Below are 18,819 nucleotides of genomic sequence, written 5' to 3' on the forward strand. Positions count from 1 at the left end.
GCGGGGTGGCCGCTGTCAGGGAACGAACTTTAGTGAAAGCCAATATATATAAAAAGTAATAAAAAATTAGTTGATGATAACTATTTGTTATTTGTAGGCAGCCAGCCTCGGCGTCCGGCGTGGCGGGGGAGTTGGGCCAGGGAAGGCAGGCCGATATCGACCACGCCGCCGTGATGGGCCTTGCGGCCCAGCCAGACGGTGGCCATGCCCAGCCGCTTGGCGGTGACCAGGTTGGCGTGGGTGTCTTCCACCATCACGCAGTGGCGGGGATTCAGGCGGTAGCGGGCCAGCAGCTTGCGATAGCCTACCGGTGAGGGTTTGGGGCGGTGGCGGGTATGCTGGATGGCGATGACGCCATCGAAGTGATGGGCTACCCGCAGGCCGCGCAGCACGCTGACCGCGTAGGCCAGTGGTGCATTGGTGAACAGGATCTTGCGGCCAGGTAAGCGCGCCAGGGTGGCTTGCAAGGCGCGCATGGGCCTGAGCTTGCGCTGCAGGTCGGGAAAGCGATGGGTTTCTGCCAGGAAGTGTTCGGGGTCGATATGGCCGTGTCGCTGCAGGCCCGCCAGGGTGGTGCCGTAGCGCTGCCAGTAATGCAGGCGCAGGGCGTCGGCCTCGGCCTCGCTGATGTCCAGATGCCGGGCCACATAGGCTGTCATCAGCTTGTTCATGGCCGGAAAGACATAGGGCTCGGCGTCGTGCAGGGTATTGTCGAGGTCGAAGATCCAGGTGGGCATTCAGCTGGCCGCCTTGGATTCGTCCTTGCCCGTGCTGGCGGGGCGTGCTGGTGCGGATGGGCTCAGGGGGCCGACATCGAACCAGCCGTCGTACAGCAGGGTGTTGTCGCGGCGTGCTTGCTTGAGCGTGATCTGGCCGGCTGCCAGCGCCTTGGCGCTGCCCTGCAGCGGATGGATGCCGCAGACCGACTTGCCAGGGACGTCGCCTTCCATGCAGGCCCAGATCTCGCCGCCTGGATAGCTGATGTTCAGGCTGATGGTGAGCCCCTGCTGTGACAGCAGCGCACCCATGGGCGGTGCGCCGGTAAGGCGGTTCAGTGGCGCGCGGTTGGCGTGGATGTTGCCCACCAGGGCCAATACCCATTGCTCGGCCTGCTTGCGGGTGGCACCCAGCACGGCGGCGTAGCCGGCATCGCCGCCGTCGGCGAAGGCGGCCAGCTTTACGGGCTGCTTGGCCTGGCGCCACTGCCGTACCCGTTCGATCAAGGCCAGCATGGCCTGGCTGCTGCGGCCATCAGACCATTCGTTGCTATCCCAGTGCTTGCCTTGCAGCAAGACCTCGCGGGCGGCCTGGCCGCCGTCGGATTGCAGGTACTGGTCCAGCCTTGCTTGCTCGGTACTGGGGATCTCCAGCCCCAGGGTGACGGGCTTGCCGGTCTTCAGCAGCTGGCAGGCCATGTCGCCGGTAAAGCGCGGCGCTTGTTCGGTGCCGTGCATTTCACCCAACAGGACATAGTCGGGCTGTTGGGCCAGCAGGGCGGTGATATCGAGCGGTGGGCATTCCAACGCCTGGGCAGGTAGGGCCAGCGCAGCCAGCAGGGCGGCAAACAACTTCAAGGTGAAACTCCCTAGCAATAAACAAGGCCGGCGTGGGGCCGGCCTGATGAGACAGTCCTGGGCGCCTGGCCTGGCAGCCGGGCGACATGAATCGAACGCATGGTGCCGGGTCAGCCGTGTATGTACTGCTCCAGCTGTTCTATCAGGAACTGCTGCTCGGCAATCTGCTCGCGCACCAGGTCGGTGATCGAGAGTACGCCGATGACCTTGTCGCCATCCATCACCGGCAGGTGGCGGAAGCGTTTTTCCGACATGATGGCCATGCACTCGTCCACGGTCTGGCTGGGCAGGGCAAACATGACCCGCTTGGTCATGATATCGACTATGGGTGTACCGGCCGAGGTCTTGCCTTGCAACACCACCTTACGGGCGTAATCGCGCTCGGAGAATATGCCGGTCAGCTTTTCACCTTCCATGACCAGCACGGCACCGATGTCCTTTTCGGCCATCAGTTGCAGCGCCTGGTAGACCGTGGCGGTGGGCGGGACCGAGAAAATGGCCTGGCGCGACTTTTCCTGCAGAAGCTGACGGGCGGTTTTCATGCTGCACATACTCCGTGGGCAAAAGTGAGGTCGTACCCTCAATATAAACAGTCAGGCTCTGGCGGCCAAGCGGGAATGCGCGGTTTGCCTCACCACGGCTGCTGTAGCGTGATGATGTCCTCACGCTCCGGGCTGGTCGATACCAGGCTGACGGGGCAGTCGAGCAGGGTGGCAATCCGCTGCACATAGGCTTGTGCCGCCGCGGGGAGTGCCTCGAATTGCCGTATGCCCACAGTAGACTGTTGCCAGCCGGGCAAGGTTTCATACACCGGTTCACATGCCGCCTGTTCGGCCGCGCTGGCCGGGAAGTTGGCCTGGAAGACGCCGCGGATGCGGTAGCCGACGCATAGCTGCAAGCTTGGCAAGGTGTCGAGCACATCGAGCTTGGTCAGCGCCAGGCTGCGCACCTGCGCCAGCTGCAACCCCTGCCGCAGCAGGGCGATGTCCAGCCAGCCGCAGCGCCTGGGGCGACCGGTGTTGGTGCCGTATTCATGGCCGCGCTGGCGCAGCAGATCGGCCAGCTCGCCGCTCAGCTCGCTGGGGAAGGGGCCGGCGCCCACCCGGGTGGTGTAGGCCTTGCAGACGCCCAGCACGCTGGCCTGCGCCGCCGCACCCAGGCCGCTGCCCAGCACGGCCTGGGCCGGCAGGCTGGAAGAGGCGGTGACAAAGGGGTAGCTGCCATGGCTGTTGTCCAGCATCAGCGCCTGTGCCCCTTCGAATAGCAAGCGCTCGCCGGCCTGGTCGGCCTGCTGCAGCAACTGCCAGGCCGAACCCACATAGGGCAGCAGACGCGGGGCCAGGGCCAGCAGCCGCGACAGGGTGGCGGCGGGATCGTGGCGTGGCTGGCCCCAGGCTGCCAGCAGGCTGTTGTGGTAGTGCAGGGCTTCGTCGACTTTCTGCGCCAGCAGGGTGGGGTCGGCCAGATCGCCTACCCGTATGGCACGGCGGCCGGCGCGGTCGGCAAACGCCGGCCCTATGCCACGGCCGGTGGTGCCTATGGGATGGCGGCGCTGGGCCTCCTCGGCTTGGTCGAGCGCGGCGTGGGAGGGCAGTACCAGGGTGGCGGTCTCGTCCACCAGCAACTGCCCTGGACCGATGGCCAGGCCCTGCTGGGCGACGCGCTCCAGCTCTGCCAGCAGGGCTTCGGGATCGATCACCAGACCGCTGCCTATCACGCCGGGCTTGCCGTGCAGCAGGCCGCAAGGCAGCAGGGCCAGCTTCCAGGTCTGCCCCTCTACCACCAGGGTGTGGCCGGCGTTGTGGCCGCCATTGAAGCGCACTACCCGGTCGGCCTGCTGGCTGAGCAGATCGACAATGCGGCCCTTGCCTTCATCCCCCCATTGCATACCGATGACGATGAGTTTGTTGGACATGCCCTGCACCCCTTGTGATTGGTTGACAGGGCGCAACGGTACCGGGCTTGGCGGCGCGCAACAAACGACTTAAGCTGTGTTTTCGTGTCAGGAAAACTCACCGATGAAGCGACAGCTCCCTCCCTTGAATGCGTTAAGAGCCTTTGAAGTGGCAGCCCGTTTGCAGAGTTTCAGTGCGGCAGCTGAGGTACTCCATGTGACGCATGGTGCGATCAGCCGGCAGGTGCGGCAGCTGGAGGAGTGGCTGGGACTGGCATTGTTCGAGCGGCAGAATCGGCGCGTGCTGCTGACGGACGCGGGACGCGGCTACTTGGCCGCCTTGCTGCCGGCTTTCGAGCAGATGGAGGAGGCAACGGTACGATTGCAGCGGCTGCCCGGCCCGCAGGTGCTACGGGTCAACGCGCCGGCCACCTTTACCCTGCGCTGGTTGATACCGAGGCTGTCGCGCTTTCAAATGGCGCATCCCCAGGTAGAGGTGCGCATCTCCACCTCCAATGAAGCGATAGACGCGCTGGGCGAGCCGTTTGACCTGGTCATACGCGGCGGCCCCCAAGATTGGCCAGGCTACCAGGGCTGGGAGTTCCTGGCCGAGCAGCGACTGCCGGTGTGCAGCCCCGCACTGCTGCTGCGCCAGCCCCTGCTGCAGCCGGACGATCTGGCGCAGCACACCTTGCTGCATACGGCGACCCTGCCCGAGGTCTGGTCGGACTGGCTGGCGGCTGCAGGGGTGGCCGACCTGCAGCCGGCCCAGGCGCTGCGCTTCAACCACTTCTACCTGACCCTGCAGGCGGCGCTGGATGGGCTGGGCGTGGCCATGGGGCCGACAGTGCTGGTGGCGGAGGATATACAGGCTGGGCGGCTGGTGACGCCGTTTACCCAGCCGCGCCTGGGGGACTGGCGCTACTTTGCCTATATCCCCCTGCGCAACCAGGATAATACGGCGGCGCGGGCATTCCGCGACTGGCTGGTGGCGGTGGCCAAGCCCCCGGGCGACGCAAGCCAGCGTGCCTAAGCAGCAGGGCGATGGCGACCTGCTTCCCGGTGCGGGATGCCGCGGGGCGGATTTTTCTCCGCTTACCTAGTCGGCGAGGCGGGACAGGTCTATTTTGTAAGCGTTCAGCGCACTATTCCTTGGAAGTGGGAAAAGGGTCTCTCGAATAAAGCTAGCACGGCGCCCTCAATGGCCGGCAGGCTGGCCCTTACGATCTGGCGGGAATGCAAGCCCAGCTGGCGGGCAGATTAGTTTTCATGCTGATTCGCCGGTCTGGCAAGCCGACATGAGTCGCTGGGCCAAGGGCGCCGAGTTGGCTGCGCGGGTCGCCCCTATCTCCTCCCTCCTTAAAGGTGTAACCATCATGCGCCTCCGCCACTTCCTGGGATTGCTCCTGGCACTTGCCGTCGTCGTCCCCCATGCGGCGGAGGAGGCACCGGTACGCATCGCCGGCGTGGAGAACGACGAAGGGACCGAGCGTTATTACGAAGTGGTGGTGCGCGAAGCCTACCGCCGCATCGGGCAGCCGGTCGAGCTGACCTTCATGCCGGCGGCGCGAGGCCTGATCGCTGCCAACACTGGCAAGTCCGATGCCCTGCTGGCGCGCCTGCCCGTGATTGAGGACGCCTATACCAATATGCGGCGCATTCCCACCTCGATCGGGCCGATGACCTTCCTGGCGGTCAGCATGAAGCCCTCGCTGGAGATCCGTAACTGGGAGGACATGCGAACCTTGAACATCGCCGTGCGGCGCGGCTACCGGATCGCCGAGATCAAGACGGCCGGTATGAATGTCAGCCTGGTGGATTCCTATGAATCCATGTTCAGGATGCTGGCGCAGGGGCGGGTCGATGTGGTGGTGATACGCGAACCGGGCGTCAGCCCCACACTGCGGGCACTCAAATCCGCCAGGGTGCTCAATGGCACCGAAACCTTCCGCTCCGTCGTACTGGAGTATCTGCCTGCTTACCACTACATCCACGTGGAACGCAGTAATCTGATCGGCCCTCTGGACCAGGCGCTCAAGGCCATGACCAAGGACGGCTTTCTGGAGCGGGCATTGCGCGACGCCCGCAGCGTGAACTGAGCCCAGGGACGTGCTGCAAGCTGCAAACAAGAGGTGGCAGCCAGGCATTTCAGTTCAACGCGCGGTGGAGCAGGGCGTTTACGGGCGCTAAGGGTGACGGTAAGCCATGCCTGTGGCCAAGTTGGTTAGAATGCGCCATGACTTCACGCTGACCGCCCAGGCACTGGGCCTGAGTGGCGTGATGGAAAACCACGGATAACCGAAACACCCTATGCTGGAAGACATCAAAAAAGCCCTCTGGGCCGCAGCGGACAAGCTGCGCGCCAACGTGGACGCCGCCGAATACAAGCACATCGTGCTTGGCCTTATCTTCCTCAAGTACATCTCCGATACCTTCGCCGCACGCCGAGCCGAGCTGACCTGCCGCTTTGCCAACGAGAACGATGAGTTTTACTTCCCCGATGCGGATGAGGCGGCGCTGGCTGAAGAATTGGAAGACCGCGACTACTACAAGGCCGCCAACGTCTTCTGGGTGCCTGAGACCGCGCGCTGGGAAAGCCTGCGCAATGCTGCCAAGCAGCCCGACATAGGCAAGCGTATCGATGACGCGCTGGCTGAAATCGAAGCCGAGAACCCCAAGCTCAAGGGCATACTCGACAAGCGCTATGCCCGCACCCAGTTGCCGGACGGCAAGCTGGGCGAACTGGTCGACCTGGTGTCCACCATCGGCTTTGGCGAGAACGCCAGCCAGGCGCGCGATGTGCTCGGCCAGGTGTACGAATACTTCCTCGGCCAGTTCGCCAGTGCCGAGGGCAAGAAGGGCGGGCAGTTCTACACGCCGGCCAGCATCGTCAAAACCCTGGTTGCGGTGTTGGCGCCGCACCACGGCAAAGTCTACGACCCCTGCTGTGGCTCGGGCGGCATGTTCGTGCAGAGCGAGAAGTTCATCGAAGCGCACGGCGGCAAATTAGGGGATGTGTCCATCTACGGCCAGGAATCCAACCCCACCACCTGGCGGCTGGCGGCGATGAACCTGGCCATACGCGGCATAGACTACAACCTCGGCAAAGAGCCGACCGACACCTTCACCCGCAACCAGCACCCCGACCTGCGCGCTGACTTTGTGCTGGCCAACCCGCCGTTCAATATCAGCGAGTGGTGGCATGGCAGCCTAGTGGGCGACCCGCGCTGGGCCTATGGCACACCGCCGGCCGGCAATGCCAACTATGCCTGGCTGCAGCATATGCTGTACCACATCAAGCCCACGGGCCGCGCTGGCATCGTGCTGGCCAATGGCTCGATGAGTTCCAGCCAGAACAGCGAGGGCGATATCCGCCGCGCGATGGTTGATGCCGACGTGGTGGAAGTGATGGTGGCTTTGCCCGGCCAGTTGTTCTTCAACACGCAGATTCCCGCCTGCCTGTGGTTCCTGGCCCGGCAGAAAACCCTGCGCAAGGGCGAAGTGCTGTTCATTGATGCCCGCAAGCTGGGCAGCATGATTAGCCGCGTACAGGCTGAACTGAGCGACGAGACGATAGGCCGCATCGCCGCCACGGTGGCGGCATGGCGTGGCGACAGTGCCGAGGTCTACGCCGATATCCCAGGCTACTGCCGCAGCGTGCCACTGGCCGAGATAGCCGAGCACGGCCATGTGCTGACGCCGGGGCGCTATGTGGGCGCCGAGGAGGTCGAGGATGACGACGAAGCCTTTGCCGACAAGATGCAGAAGCTCACCGAGAGGCTGGGTGAGCAGATGGCCAAGGGTGCAGAACTGGACCAGTTGATACGGCAGAAGCTGGGGGGGCTGGGGTATGAGTTCTGACCAAGCTTGGCCTTCGATGACGCTAAAGGAGGCCGGTGTCGTTCTAATCGATTGCGACCACCGAACGCCGGTAGCACAGGATTCCGGCCTACCTTATATCGCCATCCCCCAGCTTAAAGATGGTCATGTCCGATTGGATGGAGGCGAAAGACGAATCTCTTCCGAGGACTTTGTCGAATGGACCAAAAAGCTTAAGCCTCGAGAGCACGATGTTATCGTGGTGCGACGCTGCAACTCTGGTGACAGCGCCGTTGTACCCAAAGGCGTGGAGTGGGCAATTGGGCAAAATCTGGTTGTGCTGCGCTCTGATGGAAAATCTGTCTACCCGCCATTTTTAAGATGGTTGGTGCGAAGCGATGAATGGTGGGGGCAGGTCAACAAATACATCAATGTTGGCGCTGTTTTCGATAGCCTGAAGTGTCGAGAAATTCCGCTGTTTGAACTGCCAATACCACCCATTCCGCATCAGGTTGAAATTGCTCAAGCGCTAAACGGCCTCGACGACCGCATCACCCTCCTGCACGAAACCAACGCCACGCTGGAAGCCATCGCGCAGGCGCTGTTCAAGTCCTGGTTCGTCGATTTCGACCCCGTCCGCGCCAAGCAGGCAGGCCGTGCGCCTGAAGGCATGGATGAAGCCACCGCCGCGCTGTTTCCGGATGGGTTCGAGGAGTCGGAGCTGGGGGTGGTGCCGAGAGGGTGGCGAAGCGGAGTATTGGCGGATATTGCAGACTTCCAAAATGGATATGCATTCAAAAGCAAGGATTGGGTAGAAGTAGGTCACCCTGTCGTAAAAATTGGCGATGTTAAGCCTGGGGTTATTGATTTCAGTGGATGCTCGTATGTATCGAGTGAAACAGTTAATGGTTTGGAGCGATTCCGACTAAACCGTGGTGACCTACTTGTCGGCATGACAGGGTATGTTGGTGAAACTGGCCTAGTTCCAAGGGTTGAACCTTCCGCATATTTGAATCAACGAGTTGGCCGCATATCTGCACGCTCAGGAATGTTAGATATCGGGTTTGTGTATTGCATTGTTCGAGCCCCAGAGTTCAAATTATTTGCAGAATCACAATCTCATGGCAGTGCTCAGGCAAACGTCAGCGGTGCAGCTTTGCAAAGCTTTCAGACGGTATTGCCAACCATCCAACTACTGGATGTTTTTAACAGTACGCTCTATCCGATGCTTGAGACGATACTCAGTAATCATGAGCGAGCCCTGGCAATCGCAACCATTCGAGACACGCTTCTCCCTCGCCTGATTTCCGGCCAACTCCGCCTGCCCGAAGCTACATCCCTTGTCGAAGAGGTTGCTGCATGACAAGCCACGGCACCCAGTACGCCTTGTTTGAGTCCGTCGAGGCTATCCCGGTTGAAAAGCCTGTCGCGTCGGAAGCTAGCGGAAGGCGGTTCAGTGACTTCGTGGTGTATGTCGATGAGAGTGGTGACCACTCGCTGGCCAGCATAGACAGGGACTATCCGGTATTTGTGCTGGCGTTGTGTGTCTTTCACAAGCGCCACTACGCCGAGAAAATCATTCCGGCCGTCGAAAAGCTGAAATTCAACTATTTCGGCCACGACAGTGTGGTTCTGCACGAGAACGAGATCCGCAAGCAGAAGGGTGATTTTGCCTTCTTGAGCCATCGACCCACACGGGATGCGTTCATGGCGCAGCTTTCATCCATCATGGATGCGAGCAACTTTATCCTCATTTCCTGCGTGGTCGACAAGGCGCGTCTGGGGCGAGAAGGTGCGTCATCCAACCCATACCATATTGCGCTTGGCATTTGCCTGGAGGCTTTGTGTGAATTTCTTGCTGAGAAGCAGCAAGACCAGTTGAAGACGCACGTTATCGTGGAATGCCGGGGCAAAAAAGAAGACGCGGAGCTTGAGCTGGAATTCAGGCGTATCTGCGATGGCGCCAACCGGCGCAACCAGTCTTTGCCTTTTGATGTGGTTTTCGCTGACAAGAAGACCAACCTGCCGGGGCTGCAATTGGCCGACCTGGTGGCGCGACCCATAGGGCTGAGCCATGTGCGGCCGGGTCAGGCCAACCAAGCTTTCGATATGCTTAAACGGAAGTTCTTTTGCAATGGCGGGCGCAGCAAGGTGGGAAGCGGATATGAGAACGTAGGACTGATGATCTACCCGCCTCAGAAAGCGAAAAGCCCCGGTGAACCCACCGAGGCTGCAGCGCCGACCGGGAACCCCCAATCCACTTAGACATAAGGGTACACGTTTAAACGTGTACCAGGCAAGCCCACTGGTAGGCCGAAAATGACCGAAGACCAACTCGAACAGGAAGCACTAGGCTGGCTAGCCGATGTCGGCTACGCCCACCGTTTTGGCCCCGATCTGGCCCACGATGGGGCCGATGCCGAGCGGGCCAACTATCGCGAGGTGCTGCTGGTCGAGCGGTTGCGGGCGGCGATTGCGCGGCTGAATCCGCACGTCCCGCTGATGGCGCGCGAGACTGCCTTGCAGCAAGTGCGCGACCTGGGCATACCCGTGCTGCTGTCGGCCAACCGGCGCTTTCATCAGTTGCTGGTGGCTGGCGTGCCGGTGGAATACCAGAAGGATGGCGAAGCGCGCGGCGATTTCGTGCGCCTGGTGGACTGGAGCAACCCGGCGGCTAACGAGTGGCTGGCGGTGAACCAGTTCTCCGTCCAGGGGGCGCAGCACACGCGCCGGCCGGACATCATCCTGTTCGTCAACGGCTTGCCGCTGGTGTTGCTGGAGTTGAAGAACCCGGCTGATGTGCATGCCGACATCTGGAAGGCCTACGAGCAGATTCAAACCTATAAGGCGCAGATTCCGGATGTGTTCCAGTACAACGAGGTGCTGGTGATCTCCGATGGCTCGCAGGCGCGGCTGGGTTCGCTGTCGGCCAATGCCGAGCGCTTTATGCAGTGGCGGACCATAGACGGCGCTGTGCTGGACCCGCTAGGTGCCTTCAGCGAGCTGGAAACCTTGATTCGTGGCGTGCTGGCGCCGCCCTACCTGCTCGACTACCTGCGCTTTTTTGTGCTGTTCGAGGATGATGGCCAACTGGTCAAGAAAATTGCCGGTTACCACCAGTTTCATGCGGTGCGGGCGGCCATACAGCATGTGGTGGCAGCATCTCGCCCTGGCGCCAGCCACAAAGGCGGCGTGGTGTGGCACACGCAGGGTAGCGGCAAGAGCATCACCATGACCTGTTTTGCGTCGAGGGTGATGCAGGAAGCAGCGATGGAGAACCCGACCATCGTTGTCATCACCGACCGCAACGACCTGGACGGGCAGTTGTTCGGTGTGTTCTCGCTGGCGCAGGACCTGTTGCGCGAGCAGCCCTCGCAGGCCATTACCCGGCAGGATTTGCGTGCTCAACTGGCCAACCGCCCCTCGGGCGGTATTGTGTTTGCCACCATCCAGAAGTTCATGCCGGGGGAGGATGAAGACACCTTCCCGGTGTTGTCGGACCGGCACAATATCGTCGTTATTGCCGATGAGGCGCACCGCACCCAGTATGGCTTTGAAGCGCAGCTGAAGACCTTCAAGGCCAAGCCTCAGGCAGGCCGCACGGCGGCTAACACCGACTCTGCCCTGATGGTGGCCGAGCCGGCGGCGGAGTACATGACCCGCTATCAAGTGGGCTATGCCCAGCACCTACGCGATGCACTGCCCAATGCCACCTTTGTGGCCTTTACCGGTACGCCGGTATCGAGCGAGGACCGCGACACCCGCGCCGTGTTTGGCGAGTACATCCACGTTTACGACATGCAGCAGGCGAAGGAGGATGGCGCGACGGTGGCCATCTACTTTGAAACGCGCCTGGCCAAGTTGTCGCTCAAGGCCGAGGCGCTGCCGCATATCGACGAGGAAGTCGATGAGCTGGCCGAGGACGAGGAGGAAGGCCAGCAGGCCAAGTTGAAGAGCCGTTGGGCTGCGCTGGAAAAAGTTGTTGGCGCCGAGCCGCGCGTGGCCGCTGTGGCGGCTGACCTGGTTGCCCATTTTGATGAGCGCAACAAGGCGCAGGACGGTAAGGCCATGGTGGTGACCATGAGCCGCGACATCTGCGTCCATCTCTATGATGACATCATCAAGCTGCGCCCGGACTGGCACGATGACGACCCCGAGAAGGGTGCCATCAAAATCGTGATGACTGGCTCGGCCAGTGACAAGGCGCTTCTGCGGCCGCATATCTACAGCGGGCAGGTGAAGAAGCGGCTGGAAAAGCGCTTCAAGGACCCGGCCGACCCGCTGCGCCTGGTTATCGTGCGCGATATGTGGCTGACCGGCTTTGATGCGCCGTGCGTGCATACGCTGTATGTCGACAAGCCTATGAAGGGCCACAACCTGATGCAGGCCATTGCACGGGTGAACCGGGTGTTCAAGGACAAGCAGGGCGGCCTGGTGGTCGACTACATCGGCATTGCCAATGAGCTGAGAAGCGCGCTGAAGGAATACAGTGCCAGCAATGGACGCGGCCGCCCCACGGTGGATGCGGCGGAGGCCTATGCCGTGCTGGAGGAGAAGCTAGACATATTGCGCGGCATGCTGCATGGCTACGACTACAGCGGCTTCCTCACCGGTGGGCACAAATGCCTGGCCGGCGCCGCCAACCATGTATTGGGCCTTGACGATGGCAAGAAGCGCTTTGCCGATACGGCGCTGATGATGAGCAAGGCCTTCAGCCTGTGCTGCACGCTGGAAGAGGCCAAGGCGGTACGCGAGGAAGTCGCCTTTATGCAGGCGGTGAAGGTTATCCTTACCAAGCGCGAGCTGAGCGACAAGAAGCAGACCGACGAGGCGCGCGACCACGCCATCCGGCAAATCATCAACTCGGCGGTGGTGTCGGAGAAGGTGGTGGATGTGTTCGAGGCGGTGGGGCTCGACAAGCCGAATGTCGGCATACTCGACGATGCCTTCCTGGCTGAGGTGCGCAACCTGCCCGAGCGCAATCTGGCGGTAGAGCTGCTGGAGCGCCTGCTGGAAGGCGAAATCAAGAGCCGCTTTGCCAGCAATGTGGTGCAGGAAAAGAAGTTTTCCGAGCTGCTGGCCAATGTGGTGACTCGCTACCAGAACCGCGCTATCGAGACGGCCCAGGTGATCGAAGAACTTATCGAGATGGCGCAGAAGTTCCGGGAGGCCGCCCATCGTGGTGAACAGTTGGGCCTTACCGAGGATGAAATCCGCTTCTACGATGCGCTGGCCAACAATGAATCTGCTGTGCGCGAGCTATCGGACGAGACGCTGAAGAAGATTGCCCACGAGCTGACCGAGAATCTGCGCCGGAGCATTACCGTGGACTGGTCGGCCCGCGAGAGCGTGCGCGCCCAGCTACGCCTGATGGTGAAGCGCATACTGCGCAAGTACAAATACCCGCCGGACATGCAGGATGGTGCGGTGGAGCTGGTGTTGCAGCAGGCGCAGGCGCTGGGTGAGGCGTGGGCTTAACACTGCAGGCAAGTTGCCCATGAGTCAGTCATCGGCAGCGTAGTCGAAGATTGACTGGTATAGAGACCAGATTGGGTTGCGGCATGACCATGCCGACGCGGCTGAAGCTGGCAGCGGGCACGCCCCTTGAGTGCGGTGCCCGCTTGAACGACTGGGCTTGCCTGAGCAAACCGGGTGCGGCGACGTTTATTCGTCGCGTTTGATCATGGTGCCGACGCCGTGGTCGGTGAGCACTTCGAGCAGCAGGGCGTGTTTGACCCGGCCGTCGATGATGTGCACGGCATTGACGCCATTGACGGCGGCTTCTAGGGCGGAGGCGATCTTGGGGATCATGCCGCCGGAGATGGTGCCTTCTGCCACCAACTGGTCGACGATGCTGGGTGTCAGGCCGGTGAGCAGCTGGCCTTGTTTGTCCAGCACGCCGGGCGTGTTGGTCATCAGGATCAGCTTTTCGGCGCCCAGGACTTCGGCCAGCTTACCTGCCACCAGGTCGGCATTGATGTTGAACGCTTCCCCTTCTGCGCCCACGCCTATGGGGGCAATGACCGGGATGAAGTCGCGGGTATCCAGCAGGGCCACCAGCTCGGGGTCGATGCTCTCGATTTCGCCGACCTGGCCGATATCGATCTGCTCCTCGTCGCCCTCACCCTTGAGGAACATCTTTTTGGCGCGGATGAAGTGGCCATCCTTGCCGGTGAGGCCCACGGCCCTGCCGCCGTGCTGGTTGAGCAGGGAGACGATTTCCTTGTTTACCAGACCGCCCAGCACCATTTCGACGATTTCCATGGTTTCGCTGTCGGTGACGCGCATGCCTTGGATGAACTCGCCCTGTTTGCCCACGCGGTTGAGCAGGTCGTTGATCTGGGGGCCGCCGCCGTGCACCACGACGGGGTTCATGCCGACCAGCTTGAGCAGCACCACATCACGGGCGAAACCTTCTTTCAGCTCGGGCTCGATCATGGCGTTGCCGCCGTACTTGATCACGATGGTCTTATCGTAAAAGCGGCGGATATAGGGCATGGCTTCTGCCAGCACACTGGCCTTGTCGGCAGCGGTCTGGGCAGAGATGGGTTCGATGGCGGGCATGGCGGCGATCCTGGTTGAAGTGGGGGGATTTTAGCGCCGTTCGTCATCTGATACTGCACTCGGACTTGCTTAGTTTTCGGGAGAGGCGTAACTTAAATTAAATGAACGTTCATTTATTTTATCGTGAAACCTGAAAACACCGATTGCACCGAGCGTTGCCCGGTGCTGGAAACCGTGACGCGCTGGACCCGGCGTAAGGACGCCCGCCCAGGCGAGATACTGGATGCGGCGCTGGACCTGTTCGTGGCGCGGGGGTTTTCGGCTACCAAGGTCGAGGACATTGCCCGCGCCGCTGGCGTGACGGCAGGGACCATCTATCGTTATTACGCCAACAAGGAAGACATACTCAAGGCGGTGATACGCGAGTCGCTGGTGCCCACCTTGCAGGAGGGCGAGCAACTGATTGCCCAGTTCGACGGCAGCGGCCCGGAACTGCTGGCCTTTGTTATCCGCACCTGGTGGCAGATGCATGGTGCGACCAAGCTGTCTGGCATACCCAAGCTGATGATTGCCGAGGCCAGCAATTTCCCTGAACTGGCGCGCTTTCACCGCGAGGAGGTGATAGCCCGGGGCGAGAACCTGATTGCCAGTGCCATCCAGTTCGGCATAGACCGTGGCGAGTTCCGCCCGGTGGCGCTGGATGTGGCGGTGAAGGTGGTGGTGGCGCCGGTGGTCATGGCCATGGTGTGGAAAAATACGGATATTTGCCCCGGTCTGGACCTGGACCACTATCTTGAAGAAGTCATCGAGACCCTGATTCATGGCTTGGGCGCGCGCCCGGGCGACAAGCAAAACGGAGAGAGCGAAGCATGATGAAGCGCAACCTGGCCCTGTTGCTGGCCATTGCCACGGCACTGGCCGCCTGTGGCAAGACCGAGACCCACTATGAGGATGTACGCCCGGTGCGTACGGTGGTGGTTAAACCCGATGGCATTGCCACTACCGCCAGTTATTCCGGCGAGGTGCGTGCACGACGCGAGGCCCAGCTGGGCTTCCGCCTGGCAGGGCAGATTGTGGAACGCTATGTGGAGCTGGGCCAGGCGGTGAAGGCCGGCCAACCGCTGCTTCGCCTGGATGGCCGCGATGTGGCCTTGCAACAGGCCTCCGCCAAGAGCCAGTTCGACAAGGCGCGCATGGATTATGAACGGGCGCAGCAACTGCGCGGCCAGGGATTTGTCAGCCAGACCAATGTGGATGCAGCCAAGGTGGCGTTCGATGCGGCGCGCTCGCAATACAACCTCAGCAGCAACCAGGGTGGCTACACGGTGCTCAAGGCGGAGCGGGCCGGCGTGGTGACGGCCATCAATGCGGAAGTCGGCCAGGTGGTGGCGGCCGGCACGCCCGTGGTCAAGATTGCCGAGCAGGGTGAGCGTGAGGTGGTGGTGAGCGTGCCGGAATCCCGCGTGGAGGAGCTGCGCAAGGCGGCCAGCCTGACGGTGGAGCTGTGGGCGCTGCCGGGCAAGCGCTATGCGGGCAAGCTGCGCGAGCTGGCGCCTGATACCGACCCGATCACCCGCACCTATGCTGCCCGCGTGAGCGTGGTGGAGGCCGATGAGGCGCTGCGCCTGGGCATGACGGCCAATGTGCGCCTGCCCGGCGACGAGAGCCTGAGTGGTTTTACCCTGCCGTTGACGGCGATCTACGACCGCGATGGCCAGCCCAAGGTCTGGGTGGTGGACAGCAAGACCAACCGCGTCAGCGCCCGGCCCGTACAATTAGCGGGGGTGCGCAATGATGTGGTGCTGGTGGCTGGTGGGTTGAAGGCCGGCGAGACCGTGGTGACGGCGGGTGCGCACCTTTTGCATGCCAACCAGCTGGTACGCCTGGCCGAAAGCCAGCTGAGCCGCAAGTAAGCCGGATAGGGAGCCAGCATGCGCAGCATCAACCTGTCCGAGTGGGCACTCAAGCACCAGCAACTGGTGCTGTATTTCATTATTGTCTTCATGTTCGCGGGTTATTTTTCTTATACCCATCTGGGCCAGAAGGAAGACCCGGAATTCACCTTCAAGGCCATGGTGATACAGACCTACTGGCCTGGTGCGTCGGCGACCGATATGGAGCTGCAGGTCACCGACAAGATGGAGAAGAAGCTGCAGGAGATGTCGCAGATCGAGTATGTGCGCTCTTACTCCAAGGCCGGCGAGAACCAGCTGCTGATCAACTTGAAGGAAGGTGTGGCGCCACAAGAGGTGCCTGATATCTGGTACCAGGTGCGCAAGAAGATGGGCGATATCCGGCATACCTTGCCAGAGGGCGTGCGCGGGCCTTTCTACAATGATGAGTTCGGCGATACCTTTGGCAACCTCTATGCCTTTACCACCGACGGTTTCAGCTATGCCGAGCTGAAGAAGTATGTCGATGCCGCCAGGGCCGAGCTGCTGCATGTGCCGGACGTGAACAAGGTCGACTATGTGGGGGTGCAGGACGAGAAGATCTACGTCGAGACCTCCAATGCCAAGCTGGCCTCGCTGGGGCTGGACCCGCAGCTGGTGTTCCAGACCTTGCAGGCCACCAATGCGGTGGTGCCGGCGGGGGCCGTGGAAACCAGCAGCGAGCGGGTGGCCATGCGGGTGACCGGCGAATTTGACTCGATCGAAGCCATACGCAATATTGGCATACGTGCCAATGGCCGTACCTTCCGCCTGGGTGATGTGGCCAAGGTGTATCGCGGTTATTCCGACCCGACTGTCAGCAAGATGCGCCACAACGGCCAGGAGGCCATAGGCCTGGCCATCAGCATGCGCAAGGGGGGCGATGTCATCCAGCTGGGCCAGAAACTGGATGCCAGCATTGAGCGCATCCGCGCCGAGCTGCCGGTGGGCATAGAAATCCATGCGGTGTCCGACCAGCCCAAGGTGGTCAAGGATTCCATCCATGAGTTCGTCAAGAGCCTGATCGAGGCGGTGGCCATCGTGCTGGTGGTGTCCTTCCTCTCGCTGGGCTGGCGTACTGGCCTGGTGGTGGCGCTATCCATCCCGCTGGTGCTGGCCATGACCTTTCTGGTCATGTATGCCTTTGGCCTGGACCTGCAGCGTATCTCGCTGGGGGCGCTGATCATTGCCCTGGGCCTGCTGGTGGACGATGCCATCATTGCGGTGGAAATGATGGCACTGAAGCTGGAGCAGGGCTGGGACAGGCTGCGTGCGGCCACCTATGCCTACACCACGACCGCCTTTCCCATGCTGACTGGCACCTTGATCACCGCTGCGGGCTTCATGCCGGTGGGTCTGGCCAAGTCCAATGCCGGTGAATACACCGTCTCGATCTTCCAGGTGGTGGGTATCTCGCTGATGTTGAGCTGGGTGGTGGCGGTGATCTTCACTCCCTATCTGGGCTACAAGCTGCTGCCTGAGACCAAGCATCATGGCGACGAGAATGCGGTGTACCAGAAGCCGTTCTACCAGCGCTTCCGCCGCCTGGTGAACTGGTGTTTGAATTACCGCAAGACTGTCCTGATCGTCACCCTGCTGGCCTTTGTGACTGCGCTGGGTCTGTTCAAGTTCGTGCCCAAGCAGTTCTTCCCTTCATCGAACAGGCCGGAGTTGATGGTGGACGTGTGGCTGCCGCAAGCCTCTACCTATGAGCAGACTGAAATCCAGATCAAGGCGCTGGAGGAGAAGCTCAAAGGCGACCCCAATATCGCCAGCGTGACCAGCTATGTGGGTAACGGCAGCCCTCGGTTCTACCTGCCGCTGGAACAGCAGCTGCCCAACCTGAATTTTGGCCAGCTGATGGTGATGACCAAGAACGAGAAGGTGCGCGAAGAGGTGATGGTCAAGATACAGGGCCTGTTCGACAAGGACTTCCCGCTGGTGCGCGGCCGGGTGACACGGTTGGAGAACGGCCCGCCGGTGGGATACCCGGTGCAGTTCCGGGTGGCCGGGCCTGACCAGGCCAAGCTCAAGCAGGTGGCGGAGCAGGTATCGGCCATCATGCGTGGCAACCCGCATATCCGCCATGTGAACACCGACTGGAGCGAGCGGGTGAAGGTGATGCGGCTGGAAGTGGACCAGGACAAGGCGCGTGCCCTGGGTATTACCTCGCAGCAGCTATCCTATGCCTTGCAGATATCGCTGTCTGGCGTGACGGTGACGCAGTTCCGTGAGCATGACCGCACCATAGATGTGATTGCCCGCCTGGATCGCCCCGAGCGTACCGACCTCAATAACCTGAAGGATGCCAAGGTTTACCTACACAGTGGCAAGTATGTGCCGGTGAGCCAGGTGGCCAAGCTGAAGCTGGAGAGCGAAGAGAGCATTGTGTGGCGCCGTAACCGCATGCCGACCATCTCGGTACGTGCAGACGTGGAAGGTGCCCAGGCGCCGGATGTGACCATGAAGCTGTGGCCGGAAGTGAAGAAGTTGGCCGACAGCCTGCCGCTGGGTTACAGCATCGAGATCGGTGGCTCGCAGGAATCCAGCGTCAAAGGCCAAAGCTCCATCATGGCGGTGATGCCATTGATGCTGCTGACGGTGATGACCATCTTGATGTTCCAGCTGCAGAATATCTCCAAGATGATATTGGTGCTGCTGACTGCGCCGCTGGGCATGATAGGCGTGGCCGCTATACTGCTGCTGTTTCAGGTACCGTTCGGCTTTGTGGCGCAGCTGGGGGTGATTGCCCTGGCTGGCATGATCATGCGGAACTCGGTGATTCTGGTGGACCAGATAGACCAGCATATGGCTGAGGGGGAACATCCCTGGCATGCCATCGTCGAATCGGCGGTGCGGCGCTTCCGCCCCATCATGCTGACGGCGGCGGCGGCCATCCTGGCCATGGTGCCCCTGACACGCTCCACCTTCTGGGGACCCATGGCGTGGGCCATCATGGGGGGCTTGTTCGTGGCCACCTTGCTGACGTTGCTGTTCCTGCCTGCACTGTATGCCACCTGGTACCGGGTGAAGAAGCCGTTGGATGCGGCTTGAGCCAGCGGAAACGGATTTGGATTTCAGCTATTGAACATAGTAA

Annotated in this window: 14 protein-coding genes; 9 read left to right on the plus strand and 5 right to left on the minus strand. The window is 61.4% G+C overall.

What is annotated here, in order from left to right:
- Window positions 1-80: 80 nt before the first annotated feature.
- From QWZ03_RS03875 to QWZ03_RS03890, 4 genes are all read right to left on the minus strand, one after another.
- Window positions 81-737 carry a pyrimidine 5'-nucleotidase gene (locus QWZ03_RS03875; RefSeq protein ID WP_290331548.1) on the minus strand — a complete coding sequence of 219 codons (657 nt, stop codon included), beginning with the start codon at window positions 735-737 and terminating at the stop codon, window positions 81-83.
- Complete coding sequence (locus QWZ03_RS03880; protein WP_290331549.1) at window positions 738-1,574, minus strand: TraB/GumN family protein; 837 nt, start codon at window positions 1,572-1,574, stop codon at window positions 738-740.
- A gap of 110 nt (window positions 1,575-1,684) precedes the next feature.
- The gene (locus QWZ03_RS03885; protein WP_284197134.1) at window positions 1,685-2,116 is read right to left on the minus strand and encodes a CBS domain-containing protein; all 432 of its coding nucleotides are present in this window, start codon (window positions 2,114-2,116) and stop codon (window positions 1,685-1,687) included.
- Window positions 2,117-2,205: 89 nt separating this feature from the next.
- Window positions 2,206-3,489 (minus strand): adenylosuccinate synthase, encoded by a 1,284-nt coding sequence (locus QWZ03_RS03890; protein WP_290331551.1) that lies wholly within the window; start codon window positions 3,487-3,489, stop codon window positions 2,206-2,208.
- Between the two features lie 103 nt (window positions 3,490-3,592).
- Between QWZ03_RS03890 and gcvA the strand changes: the two genes are divergently transcribed.
- The 6 genes from gcvA (at window position 3,593) to QWZ03_RS03920 (ending at window position 12,765) form a co-directional block, all read left to right on the plus strand.
- Window positions 3,593-4,501 (plus strand): transcriptional regulator GcvA, encoded by a 909-nt coding sequence (gcvA, locus tag QWZ03_RS03895; RefSeq protein WP_290331552.1) that lies wholly within the window; start codon window positions 3,593-3,595, stop codon window positions 4,499-4,501.
- A gap of 265 nt (window positions 4,502-4,766) precedes the next feature.
- Window positions 4,767-5,567 carry a substrate-binding periplasmic protein gene (locus tag QWZ03_RS03900; RefSeq protein WP_290331553.1) on the plus strand — a complete coding sequence of 267 codons (801 nt, stop codon included), beginning with the start codon at window positions 4,767-4,769 and terminating at the stop codon, window positions 5,565-5,567.
- 211 nt (window positions 5,568-5,778) lie between these two features.
- Entirely contained in the window at window positions 5,779-7,329 is a 1,551-nt protein-coding gene (locus QWZ03_RS03905; protein WP_290331554.1) for a class I SAM-dependent DNA methyltransferase, read from the plus strand.
- A complete protein-coding gene (locus QWZ03_RS03910; protein WP_290331555.1) occupies window positions 7,319-8,650 on the plus strand; it encodes a restriction endonuclease subunit S in 1,332 nt (443 codons plus the stop codon). The genes QWZ03_RS03905 and QWZ03_RS03910 overlap by 11 nt, the downstream gene beginning before the upstream one ends.
- Window positions 8,647-9,552 (plus strand): DUF3800 domain-containing protein, encoded by a 906-nt coding sequence (locus QWZ03_RS03915; protein WP_290331556.1) that lies wholly within the window; start codon window positions 8,647-8,649, stop codon window positions 9,550-9,552. The genes QWZ03_RS03910 and QWZ03_RS03915 overlap by 4 nt, the downstream gene beginning before the upstream one ends.
- A gap of 54 nt (window positions 9,553-9,606) precedes the next feature.
- Window positions 9,607-12,765 carry a type I restriction endonuclease subunit R gene (locus QWZ03_RS03920; RefSeq protein WP_290331557.1) on the plus strand — a complete coding sequence of 1,053 codons (3,159 nt, stop codon included), beginning with the start codon at window positions 9,607-9,609 and terminating at the stop codon, window positions 12,763-12,765.
- Between the two features lie 186 nt (window positions 12,766-12,951).
- Here the strand turns inward: QWZ03_RS03920 and argB are convergent, their stop codons facing one another.
- Complete coding sequence (gene argB, locus QWZ03_RS03925; RefSeq protein ID WP_284197139.1) at window positions 12,952-13,851, minus strand: acetylglutamate kinase; 900 nt, start codon at window positions 13,849-13,851, stop codon at window positions 12,952-12,954.
- Between the two features lie 123 nt (window positions 13,852-13,974).
- Between argB and QWZ03_RS03930 the strand changes: the two genes are divergently transcribed.
- From QWZ03_RS03930 to QWZ03_RS03940, 3 genes are read left to right on the plus strand one after another with little or no spacing between them, the layout of a single operon-like run.
- Window positions 13,975-14,664 (plus strand): TetR/AcrR family transcriptional regulator, encoded by a 690-nt coding sequence (locus QWZ03_RS03930; protein WP_290331558.1) that lies wholly within the window; start codon window positions 13,975-13,977, stop codon window positions 14,662-14,664.
- Window positions 14,661-15,704 carry an efflux RND transporter periplasmic adaptor subunit gene (locus tag QWZ03_RS03935; RefSeq protein WP_290331559.1) on the plus strand — a complete coding sequence of 348 codons (1,044 nt, stop codon included), beginning with the start codon at window positions 14,661-14,663 and terminating at the stop codon, window positions 15,702-15,704. Before QWZ03_RS03930 ends, QWZ03_RS03935 begins: the two co-directional genes overlap by 4 nt.
- Window positions 15,705-15,722: 18 nt before the next feature.
- Entirely contained in the window at window positions 15,723-18,776 is a 3,054-nt protein-coding gene (locus QWZ03_RS03940) for an efflux RND transporter permease subunit (protein ID WP_290331560.1), read from the plus strand.
- Window positions 18,777-18,819: the final 43 nt, after the last annotated feature.

The organism is Chitinimonas viridis (genome assembly GCF_030409555.1).
Taxonomy (GTDB): domain Bacteria; phylum Pseudomonadota; class Gammaproteobacteria; order Burkholderiales; family Chitinimonadaceae; genus Chitinimonas; species Chitinimonas viridis.

Bases quoted from the DNA above. Each gene is read 5' to 3' on its own strand.
- QWZ03_RS03875 (WP_290331548.1), bottom strand. From the start codon at position 737: ATGCCCACCTGGATCTTCGACCTCGACAATACCCTGCACGACGCCGAG.
- QWZ03_RS03885 (WP_284197134.1), bottom strand. From the start codon at position 2,116: ATGAAAACCGCCCGTCAGCTTCTGCAGGAAAAGTCGCGCCAGGCCATT.
- QWZ03_RS03890 (WP_290331551.1), bottom strand. From the start codon at position 3,489: ATGTCCAACAAACTCATCGTCATCGGTATGCAATGGGGGGATGAAGGC.
- gcvA (WP_290331552.1), top strand. From the start codon at position 3,593: ATGAAGCGACAGCTCCCTCCCTTGAATGCGTTAAGAGCCTTTGAAGTG.
- QWZ03_RS03900 (WP_290331553.1), top strand. From the start codon at position 4,767: ATGAGTCGCTGGGCCAAGGGCGCCGAGTTGGCTGCGCGGGTCGCCCCT.
- QWZ03_RS03905 (WP_290331554.1), top strand. From the start codon at position 5,779: ATGCTGGAAGACATCAAAAAAGCCCTCTGGGCCGCAGCGGACAAGCTG.
- QWZ03_RS03910 (WP_290331555.1), top strand. From the start codon at position 7,319: ATGAGTTCTGACCAAGCTTGGCCTTCGATGACGCTAAAGGAGGCCGGT.
- QWZ03_RS03915 (WP_290331556.1), top strand. From the start codon at position 8,647: ATGACAAGCCACGGCACCCAGTACGCCTTGTTTGAGTCCGTCGAGGCT.
- QWZ03_RS03920 (WP_290331557.1), top strand. From the start codon at position 9,607: ATGACCGAAGACCAACTCGAACAGGAAGCACTAGGCTGGCTAGCCGAT.
- argB (WP_284197139.1), bottom strand. From the start codon at position 13,851: ATGCCCGCCATCGAACCCATCTCTGCCCAGACCGCTGCCGACAAGGCC.
- QWZ03_RS03935 (WP_290331559.1), top strand. From the start codon at position 14,661: ATGATGAAGCGCAACCTGGCCCTGTTGCTGGCCATTGCCACGGCACTG.
- QWZ03_RS03940 (WP_290331560.1), top strand. From the start codon at position 15,723: ATGCGCAGCATCAACCTGTCCGAGTGGGCACTCAAGCACCAGCAACTG.